Source organism: Kitasatospora sp. NPDC004240 (genome assembly GCF_053603215.1).
In genome coordinates this window covers 19,938-45,052 of record NZ_JBSGFD010000059.1, presented here as the reverse complement: position 1 = coordinate 45,052, position 25,115 = coordinate 19,938, and the positions used below count along the sequence as shown (strand labels likewise).

General features: G+C 73.8%; 26 protein-coding genes. 10 read left to right on the top strand and 16 right to left on the bottom strand.

Annotated elements, in window-relative coordinates; genetic code table 11:
- Positions 1-1,474, bottom strand: a 1,474-nt coding sequence (locus ACWEQL_RS18160; protein ID WP_452151266.1) for an HtaA domain-containing protein, incomplete at its 3' end; no start/stop codon positions are given.
- Between the two features lie 145 nt (positions 1,475-1,619).
- Here ACWEQL_RS18160 and ACWEQL_RS18155 point away from each other — a divergent pair.
- From ACWEQL_RS18155 to ACWEQL_RS18145, 3 genes are read left to right on the top strand one after another with little or no spacing between them, the layout of a single operon-like run.
- Positions 1,620-2,651 carry a heme/hemin ABC transporter substrate-binding protein gene (locus ACWEQL_RS18155; RefSeq protein WP_452151265.1) on the top strand — a complete coding sequence of 344 codons (1,032 nt, stop codon included), beginning with the start codon at positions 1,620-1,622 and terminating at the stop codon, positions 2,649-2,651.
- Positions 2,648-3,730, top strand: a complete 1,083-nt coding sequence (locus tag ACWEQL_RS18150) for a FecCD family ABC transporter permease (RefSeq protein ID WP_452151264.1) — start codon at positions 2,648-2,650, stop codon at positions 3,728-3,730. The genes ACWEQL_RS18155 and ACWEQL_RS18150 overlap by 4 nt, the downstream gene beginning before the upstream one ends.
- Positions 3,727-4,569 (top strand): heme ABC transporter ATP-binding protein, encoded by an 843-nt coding sequence (locus ACWEQL_RS18145; protein ID WP_452151263.1) that lies wholly within the window; start codon positions 3,727-3,729, stop codon positions 4,567-4,569. The genes ACWEQL_RS18150 and ACWEQL_RS18145 overlap by 4 nt, the downstream gene beginning before the upstream one ends.
- Before the next feature lie 31 nt (positions 4,570-4,600).
- On the opposite strand, the gene ACWEQL_RS18140 is transcribed toward ACWEQL_RS18145, so the two are convergent.
- Entirely contained in the window at positions 4,601-4,816 is a 216-nt protein-coding gene (locus ACWEQL_RS18140; protein ID WP_452151262.1) for a dodecin, read from the bottom strand.
- A 141-nt stretch (positions 4,817-4,957) separates the two neighbouring features.
- Positions 4,958-5,548 (bottom strand): RsiG family protein, encoded by a 591-nt coding sequence (locus ACWEQL_RS18135; RefSeq protein ID WP_452151261.1) that lies wholly within the window; start codon positions 5,546-5,548, stop codon positions 4,958-4,960.
- A 419-nt stretch (positions 5,549-5,967) separates the two neighbouring features.
- On the opposite strand from ACWEQL_RS18135, the gene dtd reads away from it, so the two are divergent.
- Positions 5,968-6,408, top strand: a complete 441-nt coding sequence (gene dtd, locus ACWEQL_RS18130; protein WP_452151260.1) for a D-aminoacyl-tRNA deacylase — start codon at positions 5,968-5,970, stop codon at positions 6,406-6,408.
- Between the two features lie 47 nt (positions 6,409-6,455).
- Here the strand turns inward: dtd and ygfZ are convergent, their stop codons facing one another.
- From ygfZ to ACWEQL_RS18115, 3 genes are all read right to left on the bottom strand, one after another.
- Positions 6,456-7,427 carry a CAF17-like 4Fe-4S cluster assembly/insertion protein YgfZ gene (gene ygfZ / locus ACWEQL_RS18125; RefSeq protein ID WP_452151259.1) on the bottom strand — a complete coding sequence of 324 codons (972 nt, stop codon included), beginning with the start codon at positions 7,425-7,427 and terminating at the stop codon, positions 6,456-6,458.
- A gap of 10 nt (positions 7,428-7,437) precedes the next feature.
- Entirely contained in the window at positions 7,438-7,902 is a 465-nt protein-coding gene (locus ACWEQL_RS18120) for a Fur family transcriptional regulator (protein WP_452151258.1), read from the bottom strand.
- Between the two features lie 85 nt (positions 7,903-7,987).
- Entirely contained in the window at positions 7,988-8,572 is a 585-nt protein-coding gene (locus ACWEQL_RS18115; protein WP_452151257.1) for an FABP family protein, read from the bottom strand.
- Positions 8,573-8,856: 284 nt separating this feature from the next.
- On the opposite strand from ACWEQL_RS18115, the gene ACWEQL_RS18110 reads away from it, so the two are divergent.
- Positions 8,857-9,240, top strand: a complete 384-nt coding sequence (locus ACWEQL_RS18110) for a DsrE family protein (RefSeq protein WP_452151256.1) — start codon at positions 8,857-8,859, stop codon at positions 9,238-9,240.
- Between the two features lie 59 nt (positions 9,241-9,299).
- On the opposite strand, the gene ACWEQL_RS18105 is transcribed toward ACWEQL_RS18110, so the two are convergent.
- The 7 genes from ACWEQL_RS18105 to ACWEQL_RS18075 all read right to left on the bottom strand — a co-directional run bounded on the left by ACWEQL_RS18105 (position 9,300) and on the right by ACWEQL_RS18075 (position 13,926).
- Positions 9,300-9,575 carry a DUF3099 domain-containing protein gene (locus ACWEQL_RS18105; protein ID WP_452151255.1) on the bottom strand — a complete coding sequence of 92 codons (276 nt, stop codon included), beginning with the start codon at positions 9,573-9,575 and terminating at the stop codon, positions 9,300-9,302.
- 89 nt (positions 9,576-9,664) lie between these two features.
- Positions 9,665-9,955, bottom strand: a complete 291-nt coding sequence (locus tag ACWEQL_RS18100; protein WP_030059605.1) for a DUF1416 domain-containing protein — start codon at positions 9,953-9,955, stop codon at positions 9,665-9,667.
- Between the two features lie 39 nt (positions 9,956-9,994).
- The gene (locus tag ACWEQL_RS18095; RefSeq protein WP_452151254.1) at positions 9,995-10,828 is read right to left on the bottom strand and encodes a sulfurtransferase; all 834 of its coding nucleotides are present in this window, start codon (positions 10,826-10,828) and stop codon (positions 9,995-9,997) included.
- Positions 10,829-11,071: 243 nt separating this feature from the next.
- Positions 11,072-11,152 (bottom strand): Ms5788A family Cys-rich leader peptide, encoded by an 81-nt coding sequence (locus tag ACWEQL_RS18090; protein ID WP_350517234.1) that lies wholly within the window; start codon positions 11,150-11,152, stop codon positions 11,072-11,074.
- A 224-nt stretch (positions 11,153-11,376) separates the two neighbouring features.
- A complete protein-coding gene (locus ACWEQL_RS18085) occupies positions 11,377-12,093 on the bottom strand; it encodes an LmeA family phospholipid-binding protein (RefSeq protein WP_452151253.1) in 717 nt (238 codons plus the stop codon).
- Between the two features lie 196 nt (positions 12,094-12,289).
- A complete protein-coding gene (locus ACWEQL_RS18080) occupies positions 12,290-13,627 on the bottom strand; it encodes a hypothetical protein (RefSeq protein WP_452151252.1) in 1,338 nt (445 codons plus the stop codon).
- A 5-nt stretch (positions 13,628-13,632) separates the two neighbouring features.
- Complete coding sequence (locus ACWEQL_RS18075) at positions 13,633-13,926, bottom strand: MoaD/ThiS family protein (protein ID WP_452151251.1); 294 nt, start codon at positions 13,924-13,926, stop codon at positions 13,633-13,635.
- Between the two features lie 714 nt (positions 13,927-14,640).
- Here ACWEQL_RS18075 and ACWEQL_RS18070 point away from each other — a divergent pair.
- From ACWEQL_RS18070 to ACWEQL_RS18050, 5 genes are all read left to right on the top strand, one after another.
- On the top strand, positions 14,641-15,372 hold the full coding sequence (locus ACWEQL_RS18070; RefSeq protein WP_452151250.1) for a response regulator transcription factor: 732 nt from the start codon (positions 14,641-14,643) through the stop codon (positions 15,370-15,372).
- 164 nt (positions 15,373-15,536) lie between these two features.
- The gene (locus ACWEQL_RS18065) at positions 15,537-16,571 is read left to right on the top strand and encodes a LacI family DNA-binding transcriptional regulator (protein ID WP_452151249.1); all 1,035 of its coding nucleotides are present in this window, start codon (positions 15,537-15,539) and stop codon (positions 16,569-16,571) included.
- A 128-nt stretch (positions 16,572-16,699) separates the two neighbouring features.
- Complete coding sequence (locus tag ACWEQL_RS18060; protein WP_452151248.1) at positions 16,700-17,764, top strand: S1C family serine protease; 1,065 nt, start codon at positions 16,700-16,702, stop codon at positions 17,762-17,764.
- 80 nt (positions 17,765-17,844) lie between these two features.
- The gene (locus ACWEQL_RS18055) at positions 17,845-18,618 is read left to right on the top strand and encodes a response regulator transcription factor (protein ID WP_452151247.1); all 774 of its coding nucleotides are present in this window, start codon (positions 17,845-17,847) and stop codon (positions 18,616-18,618) included.
- Complete coding sequence (locus ACWEQL_RS18050) at positions 18,615-20,078, top strand: sensor histidine kinase (RefSeq protein ID WP_452151246.1); 1,464 nt, start codon at positions 18,615-18,617, stop codon at positions 20,076-20,078. Before ACWEQL_RS18055 ends, ACWEQL_RS18050 begins: the two co-directional genes overlap by 4 nt.
- Before the next feature lie 64 nt (positions 20,079-20,142).
- Here the strand turns inward: ACWEQL_RS18050 and ACWEQL_RS18045 are convergent, their stop codons facing one another.
- From ACWEQL_RS18045 to ACWEQL_RS18035, 3 genes are all read right to left on the bottom strand, one after another.
- Complete coding sequence (locus ACWEQL_RS18045) at positions 20,143-21,936, bottom strand: bifunctional metallophosphatase/5'-nucleotidase (protein WP_452151245.1); 1,794 nt, start codon at positions 21,934-21,936, stop codon at positions 20,143-20,145.
- 232 nt (positions 21,937-22,168) lie between these two features.
- Positions 22,169-23,518: an ATP-binding protein gene (locus tag ACWEQL_RS18040; protein ID WP_452151244.1), complete on the bottom strand. Its 1,350-nt coding sequence runs from the start codon at positions 23,516-23,518 to the stop codon at positions 22,169-22,171.
- An 18-nt stretch (positions 23,519-23,536) separates the two neighbouring features.
- The gene (locus tag ACWEQL_RS18035; RefSeq protein ID WP_452151243.1) at positions 23,537-25,111 is read right to left on the bottom strand and encodes an SCO6880 family protein; all 1,575 of its coding nucleotides are present in this window, start codon (positions 25,109-25,111) and stop codon (positions 23,537-23,539) included.
- Positions 25,112-25,115 lie beyond the last annotated feature (4 nt).

The window sequence follows — 25,115 nt, the reverse complement described above, 5'->3', positions numbered from 1 at the left end:
GGGCCAGCAGGCCGGCCCCGGCCGCCAGCGCGACCGCCGCCGCGCCCCCGAGCAGCGCGAGCACCGGGAGGCCCTCCGAGGAGGCGGCGACGGGCGCCGCGGCGGCCGGTGTGCCCGTTGCGGTGGCCGGGGTGGCGGTGGCGGGCGGGGTGGCCGGGGCGCTGCCGAGGTCCGGCAGCGGGGGCAGTGCGGCGGCCGGGTCGAGGGCGACGGCGAAGCTCAGCGGGTCCATCCCGGTGTCCGCGGGGTAGAGCCCGCCGAAGGCGCGGGAGCCCGACTCGGTGAGCCGCAGCGGCAGTTCGACCGCCTTCAGCAGGCCGCCCTCGGTCCGCAGCCCGGCCGGGTCGAACAGGGCCAGCTCCACGCCCGTCTGCTGCCGGGTGGCGCCGTCGGGCGTGCGCCCGGAGACGTCGGCCGTCAGCCGGCCCTCGCCACCGGCCACGCTCACCGCCGGGTTGGCGAGCGTGAGGTCCAGCCCGTACGTGTCGCCCTGGCGCATGCCGGTGAAGCGCACGCTGCCGGTGAAGGCCGCGGAGAGCGTGCCGGTGGCGGGTTCGTAGCCGCCCTTGGCCGGGGTCCAGCGGAAGAACGCGCCGCCGTCCGCGGCGCCGCCGCCGAGCTCCCAACGGCCCTGGGCGACGGCGCCGGTGACGTAGTCGCGGAAGGTCCGCCGTACGCCCCAGTCGAGTGCGCCGTTGCCGAACTCGGTCCGCCCGGCGGGCGGCCCCGCGGAGGGCGCGGTGGCCTCGGGCGTACCGGCCGGCTCCGGCGCGACGGTCGGCGTGACCGTGGGCGCGGACGTCGGGGCGGGGGCGGGTGCGGGTGCGGTGGAACCCGTCGCCGCCGGCAGGTTGACCGAGAGGGTGAGCGGGTCGAGGGCCGTCCCGGCCGGGTAGAAGCCGCCGAAGGCCTTGGCCCCGGCCTCGGTCAGGGTCGCCGGCACGCTGCCGAGCGTCAGGGTGCCGGCCGCGCCGCGCAGGTCGACGCCGCCCAGTGAGAGGTCGGCCAGCTTCGCCTGGCTCACGACGCCGACCTGCCCGGTCTCCCTGGAGCGGCTGCTGACGTCCGCGTACAGCCCGGCGGCCCCGCCCTGGACGGCCCGGAAGGTGAGCCGTCCGATGCTCAGGTCCAGCGCGTCGACGCCGTTCTCCCGGTGCCCGGTGAACCGGACCCCGCCCGAGAAGGAGGCGCTCAGCGCACCGCTCGCCGGGTCGTACGTCCCGCTCGCCGAGTGGAACCGGAAGGTGCTGCCGCCGACCGTGGCGGCTCCCCCGGTGAGCGCCCAACTCCCCTTGGCGATCGGCCCGGTGACGTACGTCAGGAAGGACTGCCGGATTCCCCAGTCCAGCCGGCCGCCCGAGACCCGGCCCTCGGCCGCCGCCGCCCGGCCGGGCAGCAGGGCCACCGCGAGGAGCGCGGCGAGGACGGCCGCCAGCGCGGCGGCCGCGGGTCGAAGCGGTCTGGTCTCGGGCACGACGGATCACTCCCAGCCGGGGACGACGGGCCGTCGACCCCCTTGCGGAACTCAGGTAAGGCTAACCTAATATATGAGTCAAGAGCGCCGTTCACCGGTCCTTCACCGGGCCGCCGGACGGCCGCAACACCCGGCGAAGGGGCCCATGTTGAGCAGCAGCACGAACCGAAGCCGGCCGGTCCGCGGACCGGCCGCCCTGCTGCTCGCCCTCGGCCTGCTGCTCGCACTGCCCGGCTGCGGCCCGACCGCCGGCGGCGCCGGATCCGCCGCCCCGGTGAACTCCTCGCACGGCCCGGACACCGTCGAACCGCTGCCCGCCGCCCCCGAGCCGCGGCTGCCCGCGACCACCGCCTCCGCCGACGGCCGGCAGGTCACCGTCACCAGCACCGAGCGGATCGTCCCGCTCAACGGCAGCCTCGCCGAGCTGGTGTTCAGCCTCGGCCTCGGCCCCAAGGTCGTCGCCCGGGACGTCTCCACCACCTTCGACCAGGCCGCCGGCCTGCCCGTGATCACCCAGGCGCACGACGTCTCCGCCGAGGGCGTGCTCTCGCTGCGCCCGACCGTGGTGCTCGCCGACCGCTCCACCGGCCCGGCCGAGGCCATCGCGCAGATCCGCGCGGCCGGCGTCCCGCTGCTCGTGCTGGACGACGCCAAGCGGCTCGACGACGTCGGCCCGCGCATCGACACCGTCGCCGCCGCCCTCGGGGTCCCCGACGCCGGACGGCAGTTGAAGGAGCGCACCGCCCAGCGGCTGACCGAGGCCCGGGCCGCCCTGCCCACCGCCGACCGCAGGCCCAAGGTCGCCTTCCTCTACCTGCGCGGCAGCGCCTCGGTCTTCCTGCTCGGCGGCCCCGACTCCGGCGCCGGCTCGCTGATCGAGGCCGTCGGCGGCGAGGACGCCGGCAAGGCGGCCGGCCTCACCGGCGACTTCACCCCGCTCACCAGCGAGGCCCTGGTGAAGGCCGCCCCCGACGCGATCCTGGTGATGCGCAAGGGCCTGGAGTCGGTCGGCGGCGTGGACGGCCTGCTGAAGCTGCCCGGCGTCGCCCAGACCCCGGCCGGGCTCGACCGCCGGATCGTCTCCGTCGACGACGGACGGCTGCTCGGCTACGGCCCGCGCACCCCGCAGGTGCTGCGCGAGATCGCCGCCCAGCTCTACCCGGCGGCCGCCAAGTGACCACCGCCGTCCGGGAGGTGGCCGAAGCCGCCGCCGCGCCCGGCGGACCCCGGCCGGTCCGCCTGGCGCTGATCACCGGCGCCCTGGCCGCCGCCCTGCTGCTGTGCGCCCTGCTCGCGGTCGGCGTCGGCGCCTACCGCATCCCGCTCGGCGACATCCTGGCCTCCTTCGCCCACCGCCTGGGCCTCGGCGGCCACGCCCTGGACCGCGTCCCCGAGTCGGTGCTCTGGAACGTGCGCCTGCCCCGGGTGGTGCTCGCCCTGCTGGTCGGAGCCTCGCTCGGCTGCGCGGGCGCCCTGATGCAGGGCGTGTTCGGCAACCCGCTGGCCGAGCCCGCCGTCATCGGCGTCTCCTCCGGCGGCGCGGTCGGCGCGGTGGCCTGCATCGTGCTCGGCCTGGACGCCCTCGGTAGCTGGACGATCACCGTGTTCGCCTTCGGGGGCGGCCTGCTGACGGTCTTCGCGGTGTACGCAATGGCCCGCTCCGCCGGCCGGACCGAGGTGGTCACGCTGATCCTCACCGGGGTCGCCGTGAACGCCTTCTGCGGCGCGCTGATCGGGCTCTTCCTGTTCACCGCCGACACCGCCGCGATCAGCCAGGTCACCTTCTGGCAGCTCGGCTCGCTCGCCCAGGCCACCTGGGGCAAGGTGCTGGCCGTCCTCCCCTTCGCCCTCGCCGGGCTCGTCCTCGCCCCGCCGTACGCCCGCCGGCTCGACCTGCTGGCGCTCGGCGAACGCCCGGCCCGCCACCTCGGGGTGGACGTCGAGCGGATGCGGCTGACCCTGATCACCGTGGTCGCCCTGCTCACCGCCGCCGCCGTCGCGGTCAGCGGCATCATCGGCTTCGTCGGCCTGGTCGTCCCCCACCTGCTGCGAATGATCGCCGGCCCCGGGCACCGCTTCCTGCTGCCCGGCTCCGCCCTCGCCGGCGCGCTGGTGCTGGTCGCCGCCGACCTGGGCGCCCGCACCCTCGCCGAACCCGCCGAACTGCCGCTGGGCGTGCTCACCGCACTGATCGGCAGCCCGTTCTTCTTCTGGCTGCTGCGCCGGACCCGCACCCGGCAGGGAGGCTGGGCATGAGCCGCACCCGCAGGACCGGCGGCCGCTGGTCGCGCACCACCCGGACCGTACCCGAACGGCCCGAGCCCGGAAGCGAGTTGCTCGCCGCCGAGGCCGTCCGGCTGACCATCGGCCACCGCGAGCCCCTGGCCGGCGCGACCGTACGGCTCCGGGCCGGCGAGGTGCTCGCCCTGCTCGGCCCGAACGGCGCCGGCAAGTCCACCCTGCTCTCCGTCCTGGCCGGCGACCTGCCGCCCACCGCCGGCCGGGTCACCCTGCGCGGGCGCCCGCTCGACGGGTACGGCGCCGCCGAACTCGCCCGGCACCGCGCGCTGCTGCCGCAGAGCGCCGAGCTGTCCTTCCCGTTCCCGGCCGGCGAGGTGGTCCGGATGGGCCGCGCGCCCTGGGCCGGCACCGCGGCCGCCGCCGAGGACGAGGAGGCGGTGGCCGGGGCGATGGCCGCCACCGAGTCCACCGCCTTCGCGCGCCGCCCGTTCACCGCGCTCTCCGGCGGCGAGCGGGCCCGGGTCGCGCTCGCCCGGGTGCTCGCCCAGCGCACCCCGCTGCTGCTCCTGGACGAGCCGACCGCCGCCCTCGACCTGCGCCACCAGGAACTGGTGCTGCGGGTGGCCCGGGCGCGGGCCGCCGCGGGGGACGGCGTGGTCGTCGTGCTGCACGACCTCTCGCTCGCCGCGGCCTACGCCGACCGGGTGGCGCTGCTCGCGAACGGGGTCACCGTGGCGGACGGGCCGGTGGCCGAGGTGCTGCGCGCCCCGCTGCTCGGCGAGGTGTACGGCCACCCGGTCGAGGTGTTCCCGCACCCGCGCACGGGCGTGCCGCTGGTGCTGCCGGAGCGCTGACCCCGGGGCCCGTCCGGTGGACCGGGCCGGATCAGCTCTCGTCGTCCAGCCGGAAGCCGATCTTCAGCCCGACCTGGAAGTGCTGGATCCCGCCGTCCGCCAGATGGCCCCGGACCTGCGTCACCTCGAACCAGTCGAGGTTGCGCAGCGTCCGGGCCGCCCGATCCACCCCGTTGCGGATCGCGGCGTCGACGCTCTCGGTGGAGGACCCGACGATCTCGGTGACCCGGTACACGTGCTCGCTCATGGCGGACTCCTCGGCCGCGCGACGGGGCGCGGCGGTGCTCGGCGGAATGCGACGACCCCCCGGTCCACCGTGCACCCCCGGGCCGCCGCCCGCACGCCGGGGCGGGCCGGCGGCGGGCCCCGGGCGGCCCCACGACAGCTCCTAGAGGGCCCCGCCCGCCAGCAGGTCGTCCACCCGGGCCTCGCCGTCCCGGTACCGCCGGGTGATCTCGGCGCTGCACCCGTCGGCCGTCCGCTGCAGGCGCTGCCGCCGCCCGGAGACCTCCCGCTCGTGGGCCCGCAGCCGCTCCAGCGCGGCCCGCAGCTCCTCGGCGGAGTGCGCCGCCAGGTCGGCCAGCCGGACGTCGCCCATCAGCGCGTCGGCCTCCAGCCGGTAGCCCTCGCCACGCGGCGGGCCGAAGGTGACGTGCCGGGCCGACAGCCGGACGGTGGACGGCGCGTCGGTGAGGATGTCCGGCAGCCGGGCCAGCAGCGCGCCGGAGGGCGCCTCGACCGCCGGCCGGTCCGCGGCCCGGCCGGCGCCCGGCCGGCGGTCGAGCTCGGCCCGCAGGATGTCCATCCGGCCCTGCAGCAGCCGGCGGAGGTAGGAGAGGTCGGCCTCCTGCTCGGCGGTCTCCCGGCGCAGGGTCCGCAGCTGCTCCAGGCCCAGACCGGCGAGATCGGGCTCCACCGGCGGCTCCTGGCCCCCGGGCGCCCACCCGGACCGGTCCTGCGCCGCGCTGCTCGCGTTCATCACCCAAACCACCTGCCGTCGTCCGTTCCCGCCCGCTCGCTCGCGGCACCGTCGCCCACCGCGTACCCGTCTGTTCGCACGTCCGGACGCCCCCGGGGGTTCCCGCCCCGCGCCGATGCCACCCGCCGGGGCTATGGCGCCGGAGGACTTGACCCCGCCGGCGGCCGTCCGCCCGGACCCGGGCCCGGCACGGCGAGCCGTGGCGCGCCGACCCCACGGTCCCCCAGCGTGCCACCCCGCCCGCCGCCGCCGCACCGCCCGTGCACCCGAACGGCCCCGTGGCGAACGGGGGTGGCTGATACGACCGGCGGTAACCGCAGCACAGGCGACACCGGAGCTGGCGCAGGCGCGCACCACCCGGCGCGCACCGTGCCGTACGCGCCTCCTGGCGGGGCGGACGCCTCCGGCACAATGGCCGCATGCGAGCAGTGGTGCAGCGAGTGACCGAGGCCAGGGTGACGGTGGCCGGCGAGACCGTCGGCGCGATCGAGGGGCCGGGCCTGTGCGTCCTGGTCGGCGTGACCCACGACGACACCCCCGCCAAGGCGGAGCAGCTGGCCCGCAAGCTGTGGAGCCTGCGACTGTTCGACGGCGGCGAGAGCGGCATGGAGCGGTCCTGCTCCGACCTGGCCGCGCCGCTCCTGGTGATCAGCCAGTTCACCCTCTACGGCGACGCCCGCAAGGGCCGCCGCCCCACCTGGAACGCCGCCGCGCCCGGCCCGGTCGCCGAGCCGCTGGTGGACGAGGTGGTCACCCGGCTGCGCGCCCTCGGCGCCAAGGTGGAGACCGGCCGCTTCGGCGCCGACATGAAGGTGGCGCTGGTGAACGACGGCCCGTTCACCGTCCTCGTCGAGGTCTGACGGCCCCGCGGCTACTGCGGCTACTGCGGCTACTGCGGCTACTGCGGCTACTGCGGGACGATCACGTCCTGGGTGCCCGGGACCTTGCCGGCCAGCAGCACCGCGTCCACCGGGACGTTGCGCTTGACGATCGCCAGCGCGATCGGCCCCAGCTCGTGGTGGCGCGCCGAGGAGGTCACGAAGCCCAGCGCCCGGCCGTCCGGGTCCGAGGCGAGCCGCACCTCCGTCCCGTGCGGGGGCAGCACCTCCTCGGTGCCGTCCAGGTGCAGGAAGACCAGCCGGCGCGGCGGCTTGCCCAGGTTGTGCACCCGGGCGACCGTCTCCTGGCCCCGGTAACAGCCCTTCTGCAGGTGGACGGCGGTGCGCAGCCAGTCCACCTCGTGCGGGATGGTCCGGTGGTCGGTCTCGAAGCCCAGCCGCGGCCGGTGCCCCTCGATCCGCAGCGCCTCGTACGCCCAGATCCCCGCCGCCGGCCCGTATCCGGCCACCAGCGACTCCAGCTCGGCACGCGGCACGAAGAGGTCCCGCCCGTACGACAGCTCGCGCACGGCCGCGGCGCCCTCGGCGGAGGCGGTGGAGCCGGCCGGCAGGTGGACCACCGCGTAGTCGCCGGTCGCGTCGGCCACCTCCACCCGGTAGAAGAACCTCATGCTCTCCAGGTAGGCCAGCAGCGGCTCCAGGCTGCCCGGCTCGACGTGCGCCCAGGTGGTGGTGCCGTCGTCGACCAGGTAGAGCGCGTGCTCGACGTGCCCGTTCGGGGAGAGCACCAGCGCGTCCGTGGCCTGCCCGGGCGGCAGCGCGCTGACGTGCTGGGTGATCAGCAGGTGCAGCCAGGAGAGCCGGTCCTCGCCGGTCACGGTGAGCACGTCGCGGTGCGAGAGGTCCACGAAGCCCCGGCCCGACGCGAGCGCGCGTTGCTCGCGGAAGATCTCGCCGTAGTGGGCGGCCACGCCCTCGTCGGCCCCCTCCGCGGGGACGGCGCCGGGCAGGGCAAGCAGCGGGCTCTTCGTACCGGTCATACCGGCCAGCTTACGACTCCGTGTGATCACGCTTGGCGCTGCAGTCGGCGCAGCGGCCGAAGATGGCGAAATGCTTGAGGTCGGTGTCGAAACCGTGCTGCTCGCGCAGGCTCTCGATGAGCGGCGCGGCGATCTCCGTCCCGGTCTCGGTCACCTTGTCGCAGTCCCGGCAGACCAGGTGCAGGTGGTGGTGGCGGCCCGCCAGGTGGTACGTGGGGGCGCCGTGGCCCAGGTGGGCGTGCGAGACCAGGCCCAGCTCCTCCAGCAGCTCCAGGGTGCGGTACACGGTGGAGATGTTGACGCCGCTGGCGGTCCGCCGGACGTGGCCGAGGATCTCGTCCGGGGTGGCGTGGTCGAGCACGTCGACCGCCTCCAGCACGAGCTGGCGCTGCGGGGTCAGCCGGTAACCGCGCTCGCGCAGGTCGGTCTTCCAGTCGCCGGAGAGGTGCCGGTCGGTGGTGTCGGTGTCCGCCACGGTGCTGTCCCTGCCAAAGGTCGGGGTCCTGATGCCAGTGTAGGGACCGTCCACCTGGCCGGTCCCTACCTGTCGTGCATTCCGATCAGCGGAAGAACGCGATGCCGTCGTCCGGCAGGTCGTTGATGTCCTTGATCAGCTGAGCCGGGGAGAGCACCTTGCGCAGCTGCGCCGACATGTACGGGCGCAGCGGTACCTCGGGGGCGGCCTTCTCGCCGACCCAGAGCAGCTCGTCGTTGACGAAGCCGTACAGCCGCTTGCCGCCGGCGTAGGGCGCCGAGCCCTCGATCCGGGCCACGGCGTCGGTCGCCACGTCGATCTGCGGCTTGCCGTCGGCCAGCTCGCCGTACCAGATCTCGACGGTGCCGTCGTCGCGGACGGAGGAGATCTCGACCCCGCGCGCACCGCTGGTGCCGTGGTGGTTGCTGGTGATCCGCCAGAACGCGTGCTCGTTCTCCAGCGGACGGACCTTCTCGCCCTCGTTGTTCAGCACCCAGGTGCGGGAGCGGAACTCCAGGAAGGGCCGGCCGTCGTGGCGGAACACGACCTCCTGGCCGAAGTTGCACTTCTCCGTGCCCGGGAAGTCATAGACGCCCGCGCCCTCCCAGGTGCCGAGGAGGAAGGCGAGCGGGACGACGTCCTTGTGGAGGTCAGAGGGGATCTCGATCATGTTCCTGGTCGCTGTCGTCGGTGTGGGAATGCTTCAACCGTACGGCAGTGCGGTCAGCGCTGGCCCTGGTACAGCTTCATCACCGAGAAGATGGCGAACCAGGTGATCAGCACGGCCATGAGGGCCAGCAGACCGTCGAAGAAGATTTCCAGACCGGACACGGGGGGCTCCCAGGGCGGCGACAGTGTGGTGGATTTTGCTGGCGCTCACTCTATCCGCCGGGTTACCGCGGGTCGCGGTGAGCCCCGCCACGTCGGGTTCGTAGGGGGAAATAGGGTGACGACATGTCGTCGAACTCGAAGTCGGACCCGAAGAAGCTCGTCATCAAGGTCACCGCGGGGGCGGACGCCCCGGAGCGGTGCTCGCAGGCGTTCACGGTGGCGGCGGTCGCCGTCGCCAGCGGGATCGAGGTCTCGCTCTGGCTGACCGGGGAGTCGTCCTGGTTCGCGCTGCCCGGACGGGCCGCGGAGTTCGAGCTGCCGCACGCGGCGCCGCTGCCGGACCTGCTGGAGTCGATCCTGGCCGCCGGCACGGTCACCCTGTGCACCCAGTGCGCGGCGCGGCGCGGGATCGAGCAGAAGGACACCGTGGAGGGCGTCCGGATCGCGGGCGCGCAGGTCTTCGTCAGCGAGATCATGGCCGACGGCGTGCAGGCGCTCGTCTACTGATCACCCGGGCGCGTCGATCGACGGCCGGCCCGGCCACCGGGCCCGGCCACTCGGCCCGGCTAGCGGTCGCGCGGCTCACGGTCGGGGCGGTCCCGGTCGTGACCGGGGTCGTCCCACCCGGGGTCGTCCCAGCGCGGGTCGTCCCACCAGTCGTCCTCGGGGTCGCGCCGGTTGGCGAGGATCGCGGCGGCCGGCGGGATGACCATCGCGAACAGACACATGCCGATCGCCGCCGGCACGGAGTGGAAGCGCACGACTCCCCAGGCCAGGACGAACGTCACCAGGCAGACGCCCATCATGACGAAGTAGTGGAGGTGCCTCCGGCGTGCCCGCACCCCTCCACGGTACGGCGGAGGGCCCCCGCCGTGGCAGGGGCCCTCCGGTGTCCCGTCGGAATCCGCGGCCGTCGGGCCGCGGCCGTGGATCAGACCGCGATCGCGACCTCGACGGCGGTGCCCTGGGAGGCGACCACCTGACGGTCCACGGTCTGGCCCGGCACCAGCGCGCGCAGGGTCCACTTGCCCGGGCGGGCGAAGAACCGGAACTGGCCGGTCGCCGAGGTGGGCACCTCGGCCGTGAACTCGCCGCCCTCGTCGAGCAGTCGGACGTAGCCGTTGACCGGCTCGCCGTCCCGGGTCACGGAACCCTGGATGATCGTCTCGTTCGCCACGTCAACTCCTGCCAGGTCCGGGCCGCCGGCCTTCGCACCGCACATGTCTTGTCTTCCCTTCTGACTTACGGGTGAGCCGGTGGCTCAGTTGCCGAGCTCGATCGGCACGCCGACGAGGCTGCCGTACTCGGTCCACGAACCGTCGTAGTTCTTGACGTTCTCCTGGCCGAGCAGCTCGTGCAGGACGAACCAGGTGAGCGCGGAGCGCTCGCCGATGCGGCAGTAGGCGATGGTGTCCTTCGCCAGATCGATGCCCTCGGCCTCGTAGAGGGCCTTGAGCTCGTCGTCGCTCTTGAAGGTGCCGTCGTCGTTGGCGTTCTTGGCCCACGGGATGTTGCGGGCGCTCGGGACGTGGCCCGGACGCTGCGACTGCTCCTGCGGGAGGTGGGCCGGGGCGAGCAGCTTGCCGGAGAACTCGTCGGGCGAGCGCACGTCGACCAGGTTCAGGGTGCCGATCGCGGCGACCACGTCGTCGCGGAAGGCGCGGATCGAGGAGTCGACGGCCTTCGCCTTGTACTCGGTGGCGGCGCGGGCCGGCACCTCGGCGACCAGGTCGCGGGAGTCCAGCTCCCACTTCTTGCGGCCGCCGTCGAGCAGTCGGACGTCACCGTGGCCGTACAGCTTGAAGTACCAGTAGGCGTACGAGGCGAACCAGTTGTTGTTGCCGCCGTAGAGCACGACCGTGTCGTCGTTGGCGATGCCCTTGGCGCTCAGCAGCGCCTCGAAGCCGGCCTGGTCGATGAAGTCGCGGCGGACCGGGTCCTGGAGGTCGCTCTTCCAGTCGATCCGGACTGCGTTGCGGATGTGGTTCTTGTCGTACGCGGAGGTGTCCTCGTCGACCTCGACGATGACGACCTTCGGGTCGTCCAGGCGGGCCTGGACCCAGTCGGCGTCGACCAGGACGTCGCTGCGGCTCATGGTGATGTTCTCCATCCGGGGGCGGTTTGCGGAAGGTGCTGGTGCTGCGGTGCTGCGTCCGCCCGAGGGGCGCGTTCCGGGAGCTCCGTCCGAATCCCTGTCCGAATGCTGGGACGGTCGGAGGTGGTGCGTCTCATCGGGCGATGGTCTGCGGATTGCAGCGGTGAAGGTCGGCTCCAGAGGCCGGACCGGATCACCGGGGGAATCGGCGGCGGGCAGGAACTGCCCCGCGCGGACGCCGAGTTAGCGCATTCGACACAGACAGGCGGCCACGCGGCACAGGTCTACCGCCCGCCGCTTCGTGAGGTCCGTCTGTCGCTTCATGCCGACGATGCTAGGGACACCGAAGGCCTGCTGTCATCAGCGTATCGAATCCTGAGATCAGATGGCTCGGATACTGGGATTCGGGGTTCTCCGCGCTTCGGGGCCCTCCGGCCCGCCACCGCCGCGGGCCCCCCGAGGGGCGTCCGGGGCCGGAAACGACACCGCTCCGCGGCCCGCGCTGGACAGCGCGTCTCGCGGAGCGGAACGTCGGGGCGCGGGGCCGGTCAGCCGATGACCTTCACCCCGTTGCCCTGGAAGGTCAGCTGCAGCCCCTCCTCCTGCGGGGTCACCCCGGCCAGGTTCAGCCCGGCCGGCAGCGAGGAGAGGGTGAAGCTCACCGGCTGGAGCTTCTGGTTGGACAGGCCCGCCACCATCGAGGCCACCCCGGACAGCTGGAAGCCGTCCGCCGTGACGGTGTTGCCCTGGCTGCGCAGCGTCCCCTCGCCGATCGCCACCGGCCCCAGCGAGGCCTTGATCTTGCCCGGCCCGCCGTACGACAGCGACAGCCTGGCGCCGGAGCCGATCGGCAGCTTGGCCGCGCCGGCGACCAGCTGGGAGGCCGGCGGCAGCAGCTGGGCGAGGTCCGCGTAGGTGATCAGGCCGCTGCCGGTGCCCTGGTCCACGGTCGCGCTCCTCAGGCTGTCGCTCACCGCGACGCCGGACAGCTTCGCCTTGAAGGAGTGCAGCGCCACCTGGCGGGTGCCGTCGCCCACGGTCAGCCCGTCGGCGGAGATCCGCACGTCGTCCAGCTTCATGGACAGCACCTGGGTGAGGAACGGGAAGCCCTCGATCGTCACGTCCGGGCGCTGGCTCATCCGGCCGCTCTTCACCATCTGGTCGGCGGCCTCGTCCTCGGCCACCCCCACGGCGATCCGGTCGGCACCGACCAGCAGGCCGAGGAGCACCACCAGGCCGATCGTCACCTTCTGCCAGCTGCGCATCGTCTCTCCCCCGTCGTCAGTGGCCGCCGCGCGGGACGCGTCCCCGCGACCCCGCCACGCCTTCCTTCCGCACGACCGTACGACGTCCCGCCCCGGAGCATGGTTCCGGGGCGGGACGTCGTACGGGTGTCACACCGGGTGACGCACCGGATCGCGGGCCGCCGGCGCACCGGCCCAGGGGTGTCCGCGCGCCGTCTCAGCCCGCGAGCAGCGCGGTGCCGATCCAGACCAGCGGCGCCGCCACCGCGAGCGGCAGCGCCACCCCGGCCGTCATGTGGACGAAGCGCGACGGGAAGTCGTACGCCGCCACCCGCCGGCCCACCAGGGCGCCGAGGCCCGCCAGCAGGCCCAGCGCCGGCGGCGCGCCCACCACCAGGCCGAACACCACCGCGGCCACCAGGCCCAGCACCGGTCCCAGCTGCCGGGGGCCGGGCAGCGGCGCCGCCGCCAGCAGCGTGGCCAGCGCGACCGCGCCGACCGCCGCCGGCACCCGGTCGGCCAGCAGCAGCGCGGTGCAGAACACCGTCACCACGGTCGCCGAACCGAGCACGGTCAGCGCGTAGAAGCGCTCGGCCGGGTCCGACGGGCGGAAGGTCTGGAGCACCAGCACCAGCAGGAAGAACCCGCCCAGGGTGCCGGCCACCGCGGCCGCGTTGCCGCTGCCGCCGGCCAGCAGCACCGCCACGTCGGCGGTCAGACCGGCCAGGGCGGCCAGCGCGATGCCCTGACGGGCCGGCCACATGCCGTTCAGCCGGAACCAGCCGGCCGCGGTGAGCGCCTGGAGCAGGCCGACCACCAGGGCCAGCGCCGGCTTGCCGACCGCCGCGCCGCCGGCCAGCAGCGCGGCAGCCCCGGCGGTGATCAGCGCGGGCTGCAGGCCTGGGTCGATGATCGGCGAGCCGGTCCGGGCCGCGGGGGCGGGGGCGGCGGGGGCCGCCGCCGCGGGGACGGGGGTGACGGGCATGCCGGGTCCGCCGTACGGGGGCTGCGGGAAGGCGCCGGTCTGCGGGACCGGGGCCTGCCGGGGCAGCGCCATGGTCGGCGCGTCCCCGACCGGCGGGACGTACGTCTGCGGGGCCGCCCCGGGGGCGTCGAAGGCCGGCCGGTCGTAGGGGGGCTGCTCGTAGGAGGCCTGCTCGAAGGCGGCCGCCGGGTACGGCTGCCCCGGAGCGTCCTGCCCGTAGCCGTCCGGCTCCTGGAACCCCGGGTAAGGCCGCTGCTGGGGCTGCCCCGGGTAGGGCCGGCCCTGGTACGGCTGCTTCTGGTACGGCTGGCCCACTCCGGGCACCTGGCCCGCGTCCGTCCCGTACCCGGCGTGCGCCGCGTACGGCTGCTCGGACGCATGGGCCTGGCCGGGCGCGTACGGCTGCTCGGGCAGGTACGCCTGTTCGGGCGCGACGGCCCCCTGCTGGGGGGCGTAGGACTGCTGGGGGGCGTACGGCTGCTCGGGCGCGCCCTGCGCGTGCTGCGGTCCGCCCGCGGCGTGCCGCCCCGCGCCCGGGTGCCCGCCGGGTCCGGTGTATCCCTCGGTCACCCCGCTCACCCGCCCGCGAACGGCGGGAGGACCTCGACCGTGCCGCCCTCGGTGAGGGGCACGGTCGCGTGGTCACGGGCGCCGACCTGCGCGCCGTCCACCAGGTAGGAGCAGTGCCCGAGCAGCCGGGCGAGCCCGGGCCGGTCGGCGTGCCGCTGCCTGGCCGACGCCAGCGCCTCCGCCAGGGTCGCGGCCTCGTACGGCTCCTCGGCCAGCCCCGCCTCGGCCTTCGCGGCCGCCCAGTAGCGGATCGTCCCGCTGACCCGCACGGCCCGCGCGGGATCGGTGGTCGCGCCCATGGCAACCCCTTCTCGTCGTCCTCACCCGGCCCGGTGTCCCGGTCCGGGTCAACACCGGGGCGGCCGCGCGGGGGCCCGGGAGGGGGAACGCGCGCGGTGCCCGTCGATGTGCGTCCCATGATGGGGGGTCGGCGGCCCCGACCGGCAATCGGCCCACGCGGGCGGGGGTACGGGGGTGTCCACCGGGTTCCGTCCGGGTGTCGTCGGTGCGTCGATCCTGTGTCCAGGCTCACCCGCTCCCCGCCCGGAATGGCCGAACCTTCGCTTTCGGGACCTCCCGGCCCGGGACGCGGTCGGCTATTCTCGTGGGCGTAAGGGATCCGGGCAGAGTCGCCCCCGGGTCCTTTTGTGCTTTCAGGACGCCAGTACGGACGTTCTTGCGAATCGCCGGTCCACCCCCGGCGGCACCGCAGGGACCGCCCCGCCTCTCGCGGCACAACGGAGTGCCCGGTCCGGCCGGGGCGTCGTCACCCGGCTCCGGGCCGCCGCCCGGCGCGGGACAGACCGGAAGGTTCACGGGATGAGCAGGGCACGAACGGCGCGCCAGGGGTTGCGGGACCTCCGACGCACGCCCCGTTCCGTCGTGCGCGCCGGTGAATCCTCCGGATCGCGTCAGCCGGCGCCCTCACCCACCCTCACCTCAGCACGTGAGCCATCCGGCTGTGGCGGCAGCCGTCACGCGACCGCGACGACCCGGAAAGGGGACCACCGGGTATGAGTTCTCTCCTCCTCCTCACCAACGCGCTACAGCCCTCCGCGGAGGTCCTGCCAGCCCTCGGCCTGCTGCTCCACACCGTCCGGGTGGCACCCGCCGAGGGCTCGGCCCTGGTGGACACCCCCAGCGCCGACGTCATCCTGGTGGACGGCCGGCGGGACCTGCCGCAGATCCGCAGCCTCTGCCAGCTGCTGCGCTCCACCGGCATCGGCTGCCCGCTGATCCTGGTGGTCACCGAGGGCGGCCTGGCCGCCGTCACCGCCGAATGGGGCATCGACGACGTCCTGCTCGACACCGCCGGACCGGCCGAGGTCGAGGCCCGGCTGCGGCTCGCCACCGGCCGCCTCCAGGTGACCACCGACGACAGCCCGATGGAGATCCGCAGCGGCGACCTCTCGGTCGACGAGGCCACCTACTCCGCCAAGCTCAAGGGCCGGGTGCTCGACCTCACCTTCAAGGAGTTCGAGCTGCTCAAGTACCTCGCCCAGCACCCCGGCCGGGTCTTCACCCGGGCGCAGCTGCTGCAGGAGGTCTGGGGCTACGACTACTTCGGCGGCACCCGGACGGTCGACGTCCACGTACGGCGGCTGCGCGCCAAGCTCGGCGTGGAGCACGAGGGGCTGATCGGCACCGTCCGCAACGTGGGCTACCGCTTCGTCGTCCCGGAGAAGGCGGACAAGGGGGAGCGGCCCGAGCTGTCCCAGCGAAGCGCGGCCCCCGTGGAGGCCTGAGCCCGCGGACGGCGCGCGCGGGCGGCTCCCCCACCGGGGCCGCCCGCGCGCCCCGTCCGGCTTGTCCGCAATCCGCCCGCCCTGTCCGGCGCGGGCGCTCCCGTACCGACGGGTAGCCCAGGTCCCACTGCCCACCGGCGGAGCCACACGCGTAGACTTCGCCCGTGGCCAAAGTGACGCGCGACGACGTAGCCCGGCTGGCTGGCACCTCGACCGCGGTCGTCAGTTACGTCATCAACAACGGGCCCCGGCCGGTCGCCCCCGCGACCCGGGAGAAGGTCCTCGCGGCGATCGAGCAGCTCGGCTACCGGCCGAACAGCGTCGCCCAGGCGATGGCCTCCCGGCGCACCAACCTGATCGGCATGGTCGTCCCCGACGCCCGTCAGCCCTTCTTCGCCGAGATGGCGCACGCCGTGGAACGCGCCGCCTCCGAGCGCGGCAAGCTCGTCCTGATCGGCAACTCCGACTACGTCGACGACCGCGAGGTCCACTACGTCCGCGCCTTCCTCGGCATGCGGGTCTCCGGCCTGATCCTGGTCAGCCAGGGCCCCTCGCAGCGCGCCGCCGAGGAGTTCGCCGCCATGGAGGGCGCCAAGGTGGTGCTGCTGCACCGCCGTCCCGAGGCGATCGACGACGTCGCGGTGGTCAGCGACGACGTGGGCGGCGCCGAGGCCGTCGTCCGCCACCTGCTGGAGGAGCACGGCCACCCGTACGTGCTCTGCTTCGGCGGCCCGGTCGAGGCCCCCGCGCCCGGCGACCCGGTCATCGACCACGTCGAGGGCTGGCAGCGCGCCATGGACGCCCACGGCCTGCCCACCGGACCGCACCTGGTCGACGCGCCCTTCCACCGCTACGGCGCCTACCAGGTCGCGCTGGAGCTGCTGCGCTCCCCCGACCGCCCGCCGGCCATCTTCTGCTCCACCGACGACCAGGCGATCGGCGTGCTGCGGGCCGCCCGCGAGGCCGGACTGCGGGTGCCCGAGGACCTCGCGGTGGCCGGCTACGACGACGTGCCGGAGGCGGCCTTCGTCGACCCGCCGCTGACCACCGTCGCCTCCGACCGGGACGCCATGGCCCGGGCCGCCGTCGACCTGGTGCTGGACGACTCGCTGATGGTGCCCGGCTCGGACACCGAACGGGTGCGCAAGTTCCCGTCCCGCCTGGTGATCCGCCGCTCCTGCGGCTGCGGCGGCGACTGACCCGTCCCGCCGGGGCGTCCGACCTTTATGGGCCCCTGACCAGGCTTTATGAGAAGTCAACGGGCTTCTCGGACACCTCTGAGCCGGTTCTCACCGGATTCTCATCCGGCGGGCGGACGTTGGTCGGCATGAGCGACCAGCACCGCAGCGACCCCACCAACGGCGGCCCGCACCCCACCGGTTCCACCCCCTACCCCGCGGCCCCGCCGCCCCTGGAGCCGCCGCCCGCCGTCCCCGGCGCGGCGCCCGGTCCCGATGCCGCCGCCACCGGTCCCGGCACCGTCGTCCCGGAGGCCCACGGCGGCCGGGCCCGCCGCGGCCTCCTGCGCGGTCGGCTCGCCCTGGTCACCGCCGTCGCGGCGGTCGCGGCCGTCCTCGGCGGGGTCACCGGCGGGGTCCTCGCCGCCGAACAGCGCGCCGGTGCCACCACCACCGCCGTCGCCGGCCCGATCGCCGCCCGGTCGGACGGCAGCGCCGACGTCTCCGCCATCGCGGCCGCCGTCTCGCCCAGCGTCGTCCAGATCAGCGCCCGGACCGCGAACGGCACCGCCACCGGCACCGGGGTGGTCCTCGACGAGGGCGGCCGGATCCTCACCAACCACCACGTGGTCTCCGGCGCCGGAGACCGGCTGACGGTGACGTTCCAGGACGGCTCCACCGCCACCGCGACCGTCACCGGCACCGACCGCTCCCTGGACATCGCCGTGATCACCGCGACCGGCGCGAAGAACCTCACCCCCGCCTCCCTCGGCGACTCCTCCGCCGTCGCGGTCGGCGACCCCGTGGTGGCCATCGGCAACCCGGAAGGCCTCACCGGCACGGTCACCTCCGGCATCATCAGCGCCAAGGACCGCGAGGTCACCGTCGACCTCGACGAGGACAGCACCGGCGGCAACGGCGGCTTCGGCATCCCCGACCTGCCCGGCGTGCGCGGCAGCGGCAGCACCGCGACCGACGGCACCACCTACCGGGCCTTCCAGACCGACGCCGCCCTCAACCCCGGCAACTCCGGCGGCCCGCTGATCAACGCCACCGGCCAGGTCATCGGCATCAACTCGGCCATGTACTCCCCCGGCGGCACCGGCTCCGCCGCCACCGGCAGCGGCGCCGGCAGCGTCGGCCTCGGCTTCGCCATCCCCATCGACGACGTCCAGAAGGTCCTGCCGAAGCTGATCGCCGGCCAGCAGTCCTAGGCCGTCCCGGGCCCGCCGGACGGACAATGGCTCCGAGCAGGCCATCCCACCCCGCACACAACGAGAAGGGGCAGCCGCCCATGACCGCGTCCGCCGACGACCGCACCGCCGCCGAGTCCGGGGCACCCGCCCCCGCCCGGCTCCTCGTGGTCGACGACGAACCCGCCCTCCGGGACGCCCTGGAGAGCAGCCTCGCCTTCGAGGGCTACGAGGTCGCCACCGCCACCGACGGCCACGAGGCGCTGGAGGCCGTCGAACGCGACCGCCCCGACCTCGTCCTGCTCGACATCATGATGCCCCGCATGGACGGCCTGACCGCCGTCCGCCGGATGCGCTCGCGCGGCGACACCGTCCCCGTGCTGATGCTCACCGCCCGCGACGCCGTCGGCGACCGGGTCACCGGCCTGGACGTCGGCGCCGACGACTACCTCGCCAAGCCCTTCGAACTCGACGAGCTCCTCGCCCGCGTCCGCGCCCTGCTGCGCCGCAGCGCGCTCGCCACCGAGGCCGCCCGGGCCGCCGCCGCGCAGGAGGAGGGCGAGGTGATGGCCTTCGCCGACCTGCGGATGAACACCGCCACCCGCGAGGTCACCCGCGGCAACCGCCCGGTCGAGCTCACCCGCACCGAGTTCATGCTGCTGGAGATGTTCCTCTCCCACCCGCGCCAGGTGCTCACCCGCGAGCAGATCCTCAAGGCGGTCTGGGGCTTCGACTTCGAGCCGTCCTCCAACTCCCTGGACGTGTACGTGATGTACCTGCGCCGCAAGACCGAGCAGGGCGGCCTCCCCCGCCTGATCCAGACCGTACGCGGCGTCGGCTACGCGCTCCGCCAGGCCCCCGGCGCCGGCGCGTGAAGGCCTGGTACCGCAACCGCTCCCTCCGCAGTCGGCTGACCTTCCTCACCACCGCCGCCGTCGCGGTGGCGATCGCACTGTCCGCCCTGGCCTGCTGGTTCATCGTCGAGCAGAAGCTCTACGAGCAGGTCCGCAAGGAACTGCAGAGCGTGGCGGTGCCGCCTCCGGTCATCCTGACCGGTTCGGAGTACGCCTGCGCGAGCACCCCGCAGGCCGCCCTGGAGAGCAGCAGGTCGGCCCCGCAGCGGATGCGCCTGCCCTTCCGCGACGTCCAGTACACCGGCACCGCCCTCAACGGGGTCTGCCTGCCGGCCGGCGCCGACCGGGCGATCGTCATCGAGCCCGACGACTCCCGGGCGGCCCAGCTGCGCCCCAACCAGGCGATCATCCGGGACGGCCGGTACACCAACGGCAAGCCCGCGATGGTCCGGATCTCCCCGGTACCCAACGAGCCCCGGCTGCTGATGATGATCGCCGCGCCGGTCGAACCCATCGAGGACTCCCTCAACCAACTCGCCCTGCTGCTCGGCGCCGTGGCCCTCGGCGGGGTGATCCTCGCCGGACTCGCCGGCCGGCTGGTCGCCCGCTCGGCGCTCAGGCCCGTCGACCGGCTCACCGGCGTGGTCGAGCACATCGCCCGCACCGAGGAGGTCGGCACCACCATCCCGGTGCACGGCAACGACGAGATCGCCCGGCTCTCCACCTCGTTCAACTCGATGTCCACCGCGCTCGCCAACTCCCGCGAACGGCAGACCCGTCTGATCGCCGACGCCGGGCACGAGCTGCGCACCCCGCTCACCTCGCTGCGCACCAACGTCGACCTGCTCATCCGCAGCGACGACACCGGGCGGCCACTGCCCGCCGCGACCAGGACCAAGCTGCTCGGCAACATGAAGGCCCAGATGCAGGAGCTCACCGTGCTGATCGGCGACCTGCTCCAGCTCTCCCGGCCCGACTCCCCTCGGCCCGGCGGCACGGTGGCCGTGGTCGCCCTGCACGAGATCGCCGAGCGGGCGGTCGCCCGCGCCCGGCTGCGCGGCCCGGGGCTGGTCTTCGAGACCGTCGTCGAGCCCTGGTACGTCCGCGGCGACGCGGCCGCCCTGGAACGGGCGGTGATCAACCTGCTGGACAACGCCGTCAAGTACAGCCCGACCGCCGGGGTGGTCGAGGTCCGGCTCCAGGAGGGCGTGCTGGTCGTACGGGACCACGGTCCAGGCATCCCCGCGGACGAACTCCCGTACGTCTTCGACCGGTTCTGGCGCTCACCGTCCTCGCGCCAGCTGCCCGGCTCGGGCCTGGGGCTGTCCATCGTGGCGCAGAGCGTCCGGGAGGCCGGCGGCGAGGTGGCGCTGGGCCCGGCCCGGGACGGCGGCGCGGGCGCCCAGGCGACCGTCCGGCTGCCGGGCACCCCGCACGGCCCGCAGGAGGCCCCGCCGGGGAAGGACACGGCCGGGGAATGACCCCCGGAAAGGACGACGGGCGGGGCGCCCCGACAGCGCCCCGCCCGTGTTCACCGGCTCGTGGTCAGTCGATCGCGCTGCCCGGGCCGATGACGGTGATGCGGTCCTGTGCGGGGGCCTTCAGCGGCGCGGCGGCCGAGCTGTTGGCGCCCAGGTAGGCGGTGAAGGTGTCCAGGTCGGAGACGCCCACCAGCTTGTCGGTGCCGGCCGCGAGGGCCGGGAAGCCGTCGCCGCCACCGGCCAGGAACTCGTTGGCCGCGACGCGGTACTTGCCGGCCGGGTCGATCGGAGCGCCGTTCAGGCGGACGCTGTCCACCAGCACCCGGTCCGCGCCGGTCTTGCGCATGTCCAGGGTGTAGGTGAGGCCCTTGGAGACCTGGAGGATCTTCGGCGCGGCCTCGTTGCCGCCGCTGACCTGCTGCTGGAGCAGCTGGACGAGCTGGGCGCCGGTCAGCGTCTTGACCTGCATCATGTTGGTGAACGGCTGGACGGTGAACGCCTCGCCGTAGGTCACCACGCCGTCGCCCTCGCTGCCGGAGGCCTTGTACACGAGGTCGGAGCGGATGCCGCCGGGGTTCATGAAGGCGACCTGCGCGCCACCCTTGTCGGCCGGGGCCAGGGCGGTCAGCTGGGCGTCCGCGATCACGTCACCGAGCGGCTTCTCCGGGTCGGCGTTGCCGCGGCCGTTGATGTCCGAGGCGATGTAGCCCACCGGGCGGCTCGCGATCGGGGCGGCCAGCTTGGAGTAGTGCGAGATCAGCTCCGTCATGTCCGGGGCCTTCTCGACCGTGCGGCGCACGACGTGGTTCTCGGCCTTGACCGACGGGCGGACGATCGCACCCGTGGTCTTGTCGAGCTTCAGGTTGATCTCGGTGTAGAGCCGGCCGAAGGAGGCCGCGCTGGTCACCGAACGCGGCACGCCCTGCGGGTCGGGGATGGTGCAGGCGTACGCGTTGTGGGTGTGGCCGGTGACGATGGCGCCGATCGCCGGGTCCAGGTTCTTGGCGATGTCGACGATCGGGCCGGAGATGCCCTGACCGGCCGTCCCGCAGTCGTAGTTGTAGGTGGTGCTGGCCGGGTAGCCGCCCTCGTGGATCAGGGCGACGATCGAGTTGACGCCCTTCTTCTTCAGCTCGGCGGCGTACTTGTTGAGGGTCTCGACCTCGTCGGCGAACTTCAGGCCCTTGATGCCCTCGGCCGTGACGATGTTCGGCGTGCCCTCCAGGGTGACGCCGATGAAGCCGACCTTCACGCCCTGCGACTTGGTCACCCAGTACGGGGCCAGCAGCGGCTTGCCGTTCTTCTCGTTGGTGACGTTGGCGGACAGGTAGTTGAAGTTGGCGCCCTTGAACGTGCGCCCCTCCTCGTAGCAGCCGTCCGTCGGGTGGCAGCCGCCGTTCTGCAGGCGCAGCAGCTCGGCCGCGCCCTCGTCGAACTCGTGGTTGCCGACCGAGGTGACGTCCAGGCCGAGCTTGTCCAGCGCCTCGATGGTGGGCTCGTCGTGGAAGAGCGCCGAGGTCAGCGGGCTGGCGCCGACCAGGTCGCCGGCCGCGACGGTGATCGAGTCGTCGGCGGGGATGCGGGCCTGGCGCAGCGCGGTGGCCAGGTACTCGATGCCGCCGGCCGGGGTGGCGACGGGCTGGCCGGTGGCCGGGTCGATCTCCCGGATGGTGCCGGACGAGCCGGCCGGGGGCTCCAGGTTGCCGTGCAGATCGTTGATCGCCAGCAGTTGGAGGTTGACGGTCCTGGAACGCTTGGCGTCCGCGGCCTGCGCGGCCGTCGGGACGGCCACCGTACCGACGAGGCCGGCGGCGGCGACGGCGGCGAACACCGCGCGTCGGGATCTGACGGTGAGCATGAGGGTCCCCTGCACCTTGAGAGAACGCCCGGCTGTGGACAGGTCCGGGCGGCGGTGATGTCGGATGCGACCAGTGCAGCCTAGAGTCAACGCGCGTAGCTGTCAGGACCCTGGACGTAACGACAGGGTTACCTACTGACGAATCATCGCGGGACATCCGCCCCGCCCGCGCCGGACCCGCCGCGGCCCCGGGCGCCCCGGCCGGGACGCCCGCGCGGCGGTCGGCACGCGCTCAGACGCCCGGTTCGGCCGCCAACTGACGCTCTGCCCGGGCCCGCTCGGCCACCGCGTCCTCGGTCATCGCCCGGTCGGTATAGACCAATGGGCGCTCGGTCTCGGTGATGATGTGCTTGACCACCTGCACGTTGCCGTTGACGTCCCAGACCGCGATGCCCGGCGAAAGTGTGGGGATGATCTCAACCGCCCAGCGCGGCAGACCCAGCACCCGGCCGGTGGACCGCGCCTCCTCGGCCTTCTGCATGTAGATCGTCCGCGTCGAGGCCATCTTCAGGATCGCCGACGCCTCCTTGGCCGCCGCGCCGTCCACCACGTCCGACAGGTGGTGCACCACGGCGACGAAGGAGAGCCCGAGCCGGCGGCCGAACTTCAGCAGCCGCTGGAACAGCTGGGCCACGAAAGGGCTGTTGATGATGTGCCAGGCCTCCTCGACCAGGAAGATGCGCTTCTTCCGGTCCGGCCTGATCCAGGTGTGCTCCAGCCAGACGCCGACGATCGCCATCAGGATCGGCATCGCGATGGAGTTGCGGTCGATGTGCGACAGGTCGAAGACGATCAACGGGGCGTCCAGGTCGATCCCGTCCGTGGTCGGGCCGTCGAACATGCCCCGCAGGTCACCGTCGACCAGCCGGTCCAGCACCAGGGCCACGTCCAGGCCCCAGGACTGCACCTCCTCCACCGCCACGCCCAGCGACTCCACCGCCGACAGGTCGGGGTTGCGCAGGGTGGTGATGATGTCGTCCAGCACCGGCTGGCGGTCCGTCACCATGGCCACCACGTGGGCGTGCGCGGCCTTCAGTGCGAACCCGGCGCGCTCCTCCAGGCCGCGCCCCATCGCCACCTCGATGATGGTCCGCAGCAGGGACAGCTGACCGGTCTGGGTGATCGCCGGGTCCAGCGGGTTGAGCTTCACCCCGCCGTCGCGGGCGGCCATCGGGTCGAGGCGGATCGACTTTATGCCCAGCGCGTCGGCGATCAGGTTCCACTCGCCGACGCCGTCCTCGCCCTGCGCGTCCAGCACCACGACCTGCCGGTCACGGAACCTCAACTGGCGCAGCACGTACGTCTTCTCCAGCGCCGACTTGCCGTTGCCGGACTCGCCCAGCACCAGCCAGTGCGGGGCCGGCAACTGCTGCCCGTACAGCTGGAACGGGTCGTATACGTACCCCTTGCCGCTGTACACCTCGCGGCCGATGATCACGCCCGAATCGCCCAGTCCCGGGGCCGCCGTCGGCAGGTAGACCGCCTGCGCCTGGCCGGTGGAGGTGCGCACCGGCAGCCGGGTGGTCTCCACCTTGCCGAACATCAGGCTGGTGAACGCGTCGGTGAGGTTGCCGATCGCCATGCGGGGCCTCCAGGTGGATCAGCGACGGATGCCGGTGGCGAACGGCAGGGTGTTGACGAACGCGCGGTGATGCTCGCGGTCGCACCACTCCAGCTTGAGGTAGCTCTTGCCGGCCGAGGCGCGGATGGTCCGCTTGTCGCGGGCCAGCGCGTCCGGGTTGCGCGAGGAGACCGTGATGTACCCGACCAGGTTGACCCCGGCCGCGCCGGAGGCCAGGTCGTCACCGCGCTGGTCGACCCGACCGGTGTGGGCCAGGTCGCGCGGGTCCACCGTGCGGTTCATCTTGGCGGCGCGGTTGGCCTCCGCCTCGTCGTTGGTCTTCTCGGTGAGCATCCGCTCGATCGCGACGTCGGTCGGCTCCAGGTCCATCGTCACCGCGACCGTCCGGATCACGTCCGGGGTGTGCACCAGCAGCGGCGCCAGGAAGTTGACGCCCACCGGGGTCAGCGGCCACTCCTTGATCCAGGCGGTGGCGTGGCACCACGGTGCCCGGGTCACCGACTCGCGGGTCTTCGCCTGCAGGTACTGCGGCTCGGTCGCGTCCAGCTCGGCCGGCCAGGCGTTGCGCTTCGACATCGCCTGGATGTGGTCGATCGGGTGGTCCGGGTCGTACATCGAGTGCAGCAGCGAGGAGAGCCGGGCCTGCCCCAGCGGCTGGCGCACCCGGATGTCCGCCTCCGCCAGCCGCGCGCAGATGTCGGTCAGCTCGCGGGCCATCACGGCCGCCAGCCCCTCGTCGTCCCGGGCCCGCCGACCGGTGGCCGTACGGCCCATCGCGTGCGCCTCGGCCGCCAGGTCACGGGTGTAGTGCATGCACGCCACCAGGTACGCCCGGTGCTGCTCCGAGGAGGTCGACACCATCGACTGCAACTGGTCGTACGAGTCCTGCAGCCAGCGCGGCGCGCCGTGGTCGCCACGCCGCTCCACGTCCTTGGCGTGCGCGTCCGGGTCGGCCGGCAGCGTACGGGCCAGGATCTGCAGCCGGGTCACGAAGCCGTCCCCGTTGGCGACGTGCTTGAGCAGCGTGCCGAACCGGTCGACCAGCGCCTCCTGGTCCTCGGAGTCGCGCAGGCCCACGCCCGGGCCCTCGATCTCGATCGCCGCGGTGACCGTCCGCCGCTCCAGGTGCATCAGCACCCCGACCTCGTCCGGCCCGAACGGCGCCGACAGCCAGCGCAGCCGCCCCACCCCCGGCGGCGGGCCGATCTCCACCTCGCGCCCGTCCAGCCGGGTGCCGGCGTCGACCACGTCCGACCGCCACACCGCCCGGCCGCTGCGGACCGTCCGGCGGTAGGTGCGGTTGATCTCCACCCACTTGTAGAACGTCCGCCGCCGGTACGGCACGTACACGGCGGCGATGGCCAGCGCGGGCAGGCCGACCAGACCCGCGATGCGCAGGGCCAGGACCGGCATCAGCAGGCCCCACATCATGCCGAGGAAGGCCCCGAAGATGATCAGGACGATCTCGCCGGACTCCCGGTTGCGGCCGATCGGCGCGTTCGGGCGGGCCTTGCCGATCAGGTAGGTGCGGCGCTGGTGCACGTACGGCTGGGCGTACTGGGCCCCGTACTGGCCGAGCGGTTCGCTGCTCATCTAC

Bases quoted from the DNA above. Each gene is read 5' to 3' on its own strand.
- ACWEQL_RS18045 (WP_452151245.1), bottom strand. From the start codon at position 21,936: ATGCTCACCGTCAGATCCCGACGCGCGGTGTTCGCCGCCGTCGCCGCC.
- ACWEQL_RS18090 (WP_350517234.1), bottom strand. From the start codon at position 11,152: ATGAAGCGACAGACGGACCTCACGAAGCGGCGGGCGGTAGACCTGTGC.
- ACWEQL_RS18070 (WP_452151250.1), top strand. From the start codon at position 14,641: ATGAGTTCTCTCCTCCTCCTCACCAACGCGCTACAGCCCTCCGCGGAG.
- ACWEQL_RS18095 (WP_452151254.1), bottom strand. From the start codon at position 10,828: ATGAGCCGCAGCGACGTCCTGGTCGACGCCGACTGGGTCCAGGCCCGC.
- ACWEQL_RS18140 (WP_452151262.1), bottom strand. From the start codon at position 4,816: ATGAGCGAGCACGTGTACCGGGTCACCGAGATCGTCGGGTCCTCCACC.
- ygfZ (WP_452151259.1), bottom strand. From the start codon at position 7,427: ATGACCGGTACGAAGAGCCCGCTGCTTGCCCTGCCCGGCGCCGTCCCC.
- ACWEQL_RS18085 (WP_452151253.1), bottom strand. From the start codon at position 12,093: ATGCGCAGCTGGCAGAAGGTGACGATCGGCCTGGTGGTGCTCCTCGGC.
- ACWEQL_RS18040 (WP_452151244.1), bottom strand. From the start codon at position 23,518: ATGGCGATCGGCAACCTCACCGACGCGTTCACCAGCCTGATGTTCGGC.
- ACWEQL_RS18115 (WP_452151257.1), bottom strand. From the start codon at position 8,572: ATGATCGAGATCCCCTCTGACCTCCACAAGGACGTCGTCCCGCTCGCC.
- ACWEQL_RS18055 (WP_452151247.1), top strand. From the start codon at position 17,845: ATGACCGCGTCCGCCGACGACCGCACCGCCGCCGAGTCCGGGGCACCC.
- ACWEQL_RS18075 (WP_452151251.1), bottom strand. From the start codon at position 13,926: ATGGGCGCGACCACCGATCCCGCGCGGGCCGTGCGGGTCAGCGGGACG.
- ACWEQL_RS18035 (WP_452151243.1), bottom strand. From the start codon at position 25,111: ATGAGCAGCGAACCGCTCGGCCAGTACGGGGCCCAGTACGCCCAGCCG.
- ACWEQL_RS18100 (WP_030059605.1), bottom strand. From the start codon at position 9,955: ATGTGCGGTGCGAAGGCCGGCGGCCCGGACCTGGCAGGAGTTGACGTG.
- ACWEQL_RS18155 (WP_452151265.1), top strand. From the start codon at position 1,620: ATGTTGAGCAGCAGCACGAACCGAAGCCGGCCGGTCCGCGGACCGGCC.
- ACWEQL_RS18145 (WP_452151263.1), top strand. From the start codon at position 3,727: ATGAGCCGCACCCGCAGGACCGGCGGCCGCTGGTCGCGCACCACCCGG.
- ACWEQL_RS18060 (WP_452151248.1), top strand. From the start codon at position 16,700: ATGAGCGACCAGCACCGCAGCGACCCCACCAACGGCGGCCCGCACCCC.
- dtd (WP_452151260.1), top strand. From the start codon at position 5,968: ATGCGAGCAGTGGTGCAGCGAGTGACCGAGGCCAGGGTGACGGTGGCC.
- ACWEQL_RS18110 (WP_452151256.1), top strand. From the start codon at position 8,857: ATGTCGTCGAACTCGAAGTCGGACCCGAAGAAGCTCGTCATCAAGGTC.
- ACWEQL_RS18135 (WP_452151261.1), bottom strand. From the start codon at position 5,548: ATGAACGCGAGCAGCGCGGCGCAGGACCGGTCCGGGTGGGCGCCCGGG.